Annotated in this window: 4 protein-coding genes; all 4 read right to left on the bottom strand. The window is 49.3% G+C overall.

The features are described from left to right. Positions 1 to 540, bottom strand: a 540-nt coding sequence (locus tag FQZ95_RS14935; RefSeq protein WP_172903210.1) for an IS66 family transposase zinc-finger binding domain-containing protein, incomplete at its 3' end; no start/stop codon positions are given. A 142-nt stretch (positions 541 to 682) separates the two neighbouring features. Continuing rightward, positions 683 to 2,353: a group II intron reverse transcriptase/maturase gene (ltrA, locus tag FQZ95_RS14940; protein ID WP_097311540.1), complete on the bottom strand. Its 1,671-nt coding sequence runs from the start codon at positions 2,351 to 2,353 to the stop codon at positions 683 to 685. A 597-nt stretch (positions 2,354 to 2,950) separates the two neighbouring features. Then, a complete protein-coding gene (tnpB, locus tag FQZ95_RS14945) occupies positions 2,951 to 3,262 on the bottom strand; it encodes an IS66 family insertion sequence element accessory protein TnpB (protein ID WP_000624624.1) in 312 nt (103 codons plus the stop codon). Further along, entirely contained in the window at positions 3,262 to 3,912 is a 651-nt protein-coding gene (gene tnpA, locus FQZ95_RS14950; protein ID WP_097311539.1) for an IS66-like element accessory protein TnpA, read from the bottom strand. Before tnpA ends, tnpB begins: the two co-directional genes overlap by 1 nt. Positions 3,913 to 4,178: the final 266 nt, after the last annotated feature.

Here is a 4,178-nt window from a genome sequence, read left to right on the forward strand (position 1 = left end):
AGGTACTGGTGCCTGCACGATATGGTCGCACCGGCAACAGGCCTGTTTCGGACGTTGTGTTTCGATAACCTTAAAGGCGCTGCTGATAAGCTCCAGTTGCTCTGACACATCACATCCCAGAGAACTGAGTTCACCACCACAGGCAGGACAGCATTCCTCTTCCGGCCGGATAACCCGGGTTTCACGGGGAAGTGAGGCCGGTAACGGTTTACGGGCTGAAGACTGGCGCAGGGCGGATGGCAGTACCGGGTCATATTGCTCACCCAGCGTTTCCGCCATTTCTTCCTGAAGTGCGCTGATTCGCTCCTGTGCTTCCTGTATCTGCCGTTCGGTTTTTGCACGAAGTTTTTCTGAGCTTTTACCGAACTGCATACGTTGCAGTTTCGCAACCAGCGCCTTCAGCCGGTTGATTTCGGAAGCATAAGCCGCCACCCGCTGTGAGAGCAGGCGGTTGTATTCAGCCATCTGGCGGATGGTGTCCTGTTGCGTCTGCAACAGTGCCCGCAGGCGGGCGTTCTCATGAGCAAGTGAGGTGTCCATATCCTCACTTTACAACGGGTTATATGCGGATTCCAGCGCGTTCCGTTCGTTTCGGGTGCTTGTCGGGTAAGGACAGTTCATTACTGGACTGTCCTCCCCTAAGAACGGTGCATACCGGTTTCCCGGTACACCGCTCAAGCCTTTATAAGCCCTTTTTGAGAGAGCCGGCTTCACAACTGTGTAACTGTCGATGGCAATTTGGATGTAACAAGACAAGGTTAGATAATTCTTCACCGCCCCCCATCACTTTCTTCACCTTATGGTGTACGTTCCAGCCAGTCTCATGGGTAATGCGCTGCCGACATATCGGACACAGAGAGCCTTGTGACTTCCATATAGCTAACAACCGTTTCTTTCCCCATATTGCGTTTTCCAGAATATAATCCTGTCTGCGCTCGAAATATGATTCCCATTTAGGGTCATATGGAGTAGCGATTGCTTTGATTTTCGTATGGCGTTTTATTGGCGTTGAGTCTGCCTTAAACAGGGTGTATTTGCGATTCATACCATCATTGCCGTTGAAAACCCAGTTTCGCATTCCGATGGTTGTGAAATACTTATTCCTGATCCAACGTTTACCTTTCTTTGGATGGCGTCTCACACACCATTGCCACACTTTTAACCATATCTGATGATCAATATAGCGGAACATTTTCTTTGCTACTACATGACGATGATAATTTACCCATCCCCGAATGACGGGATTTAGCTGGGATATCAGTAACCATGCAGGCGATGCTTTGTTCTTTTCTATAATTGATCTTATCTTGTGAAGAAAGTTTTTCAGATTCATCCTTGAGGGTTTGATGAGTAACTTACCCTTATATTTCCTGATGTTTTGTCCAAGAAAATCAAACCCCTGTTTGATATTAACGATTCGCGTCTTTTCTGGTGACAACATCAATCCCCGTTCTGCCAGAAAGTCGATAACTATTGGCATAACGTCATTACGCAGGAGTTCCGCTGTTGCTCCAGTTATGACAAAATCGTCTGCATACCGAACCAGATGTATCTTAGCCTTACGGCCCTGTACCGTTGTGGATGGAAATCGCCGTTCCAGCAAGGATTGTAAACCATCCAGCGCCATGTTCATCAGCGTCGGAGAGATTATTCCTCCCTGAGGCGTTCCGCCTTTCGTGGGATAGAAAGACATTCCTTCACAATAACCAGATTTCAGCCAGTTCCGCAGGACCATCCGGTCCATGAGAATATGGGATACTAACCACTCATGGCTGAGGTTATCAAAACATCCCCTGATATCGCCCTCCAGTATCCACTCCGCTGAGGCTTTTTTACCACAGGCATTGAAAACCTGTTCAATCGCGTCTGCAGTGCTTCTCATTGGGCGAAAGCCATAACTATGGTGATCAGCCGTGATTTCAGACAGTGGCTCCAGAGCCATCAGATATAATGCCTGCATTGCCCTGTCCAGCATCGTCGGAATTCCCAGTGCCCGGAATTTCCCGTTTGCCTTGGGAATATAAATTCGTCGCAGCGGGAGTGGGTGGTATCCACTCCGTTTGAGCCGGGTAATAGCGGACCACTTGGATTCGGGATGTTGCCATATTTCGCCATCAACACCCGGAGTTTTACGTCCGGTGTTTTCAGTAACACGTTTAACCGCCAGTGCTTTGGCGGAAAACGAGCGGGTCAACATGCGCTGTAAAGCTTTAACTTTACGCCATTGTTGTTCCTGTGTTGCCTTCGCAATACGTAACTGCAGCTTCTTCACGCGTCGATGACAGTACCTCCAGTTAATGAGGTGCCAGTGCGACCCGTGGGTAGCCGAAGATACACGACAATGTGTACTCATCTTTCAGAACTCCCTTGTAAGAGGCTTTGCAGTTCTTCCTGCGATTAAAGACCAGACGGAAGTGGGCGTGTTTTCACACCGGGGCAAAGTCTGAACCCCTATCCGAACTATTACCGTTCGGCATTCGCTTTTTCCGTCCTCCTTTACCCGCATACTTCACAGCATTCCTTACGGTTTGCCTGCCCGGTTGGGCAAATATACGGGCTTACCAAGTTCCGCTTAATATACAAATGAACGAGTTAGGTTCCGCCTATCCACCGGTGACCTTATGCCCATGTATCCCCAAACTGGAAGGAGATAGCCAGTCACTCACCTTTTGGTTCAAGCCTGTCAGCATCTTTGGCTTGTCAGGAATAACGATGTTTATCAGCAGTTCACATATGTTAACCATATCGTTCAGCCTGGCTCTCCATCCGCATGATGCTTGCAGATAATCCTTATCTTCACAGATTCCGATCGGGGTATCCCGGAGCTACGTTGTCCCGGGGGCTCCAGTCCCTACTGTTACCAGTCAGGCCTGCCCCGGTAGGCTACTGCTAATGGGATAGCAGGTTTTATACAAAATAATGTTAAAACAATATATTAAGCGACTTCTTGTCACACCCAGTTGATACCTTCAAGAAGCATGGATAACTGAGCCGGAGTAAGGTGCACCTTGCCGTCACGGGTGACTGGCCAGACGAAGCGGCCCCGCTCCAGGCGTTTGGTGAAGAGGCACAGTCCGTCACTGTCAGCCCACAACACTTTTATCTGGTCACCCCGGCGTCCGCGGAAGATGAACAGGTGTCCGGAGAACGGGTCATCCTTCAGGACGTTCTGAACTTTTGATGCCAGGCCGTTAAAGCCATTTCGCATATCGGTGATACCTGCAACCAGCCAGATACGCGAACCTGCAGGGAGAGATATCATCAGTGGCTGCTCCCTTTTATTTCGCGGATAAGTGTCTGTAATAACGCCGGCGTCAGTTTACCTTTAAGCCTGAGAGTTCCGGCCGGCAGAACCAGCTCACAGCACAGACTGTCTGGCAGTGTATTTATCTGTTCAGGTATCTGCACTGGTGCCGGGATTTTATTATCCGGCTCCGGAGTTAACGTCACGGGAAGTAGCGATGTTTCATGTTCGCCGGGCGGCTGCAGGCCGCCGTTACGCCAGAGATGCCGCCAGTTAAAGAGCAGGTTATCGTTGATTCCGTTCTCACGAGCTATTTGTGCGACACAGGCACCGGGTAAAAGAGTCTGCTGAACAAGTCTCCATTTAAACTCCGGTGAAAATCGGTTCCGGCGGGTTTTCTCTGCTTTCACAGGCTGAGTCACGGTCGGGGTTGAAGGATATCGCCCCGGGAAAAGAGCCCGGGCCAGTTGCCCGCAGGAATATTCACCGGAAAGAGGCCAGTCAGTGAATACCTGGTGAAATCGCCTCACCAGAGAAAAAATGGCGGTTTTGCTGACACCAGTCTGCGCAGAAATGCGCGGGTACGACAGTGACTCGTCAAATCTCAGCTGTAGCACACGCAGGATCAATTCCGGATTATCTGCCAGTACCGCCTTTCGTGCATTCATCTTAAATGTCCTTTTACTGCGAAAATGGACATTAGTATCGGAAACAGGAAAGGGAGGCGAAAGACGGTTTAAATGATGCGCTTACGCACATGCGGTACCAATTGATATAAAAGAGAAAGGTGTTACCTAGTTATTACCACCTTATAGTATGGTCCATACTGCGTATTTTCATGAAAGGAGATCACTCAATAACCCCCTGTGTCAGCATAGTTGTCGCCTCAATTTTTTAAGGAGATAACAATGCCAGGACAACCAATACCAAGTGA

The organism is Escherichia sp. HH41S (genome assembly GCF_009820115.1).
GTDB classification, from domain to species: domain Bacteria; phylum Pseudomonadota; class Gammaproteobacteria; order Enterobacterales; family Enterobacteriaceae; genus Escherichia; species Escherichia coli_F.

Bases quoted from the DNA above. Each gene is read 5' to 3' on its own strand.
- ltrA (WP_097311540.1), bottom strand. From the start codon at position 2,353: ATGAGTACACATTGTCGTGTATCTTCGGCTACCCACGGGTCGCACTGG.
- tnpB (WP_000624624.1), bottom strand. From the start codon at position 3,262: ATGATATCTCTCCCTGCAGGTTCGCGTATCTGGCTGGTTGCAGGTATC.
- tnpA (WP_097311539.1), bottom strand. From the start codon at position 3,912: ATGAATGCACGAAAGGCGGTACTGGCAGATAATCCGGAATTGATCCTG.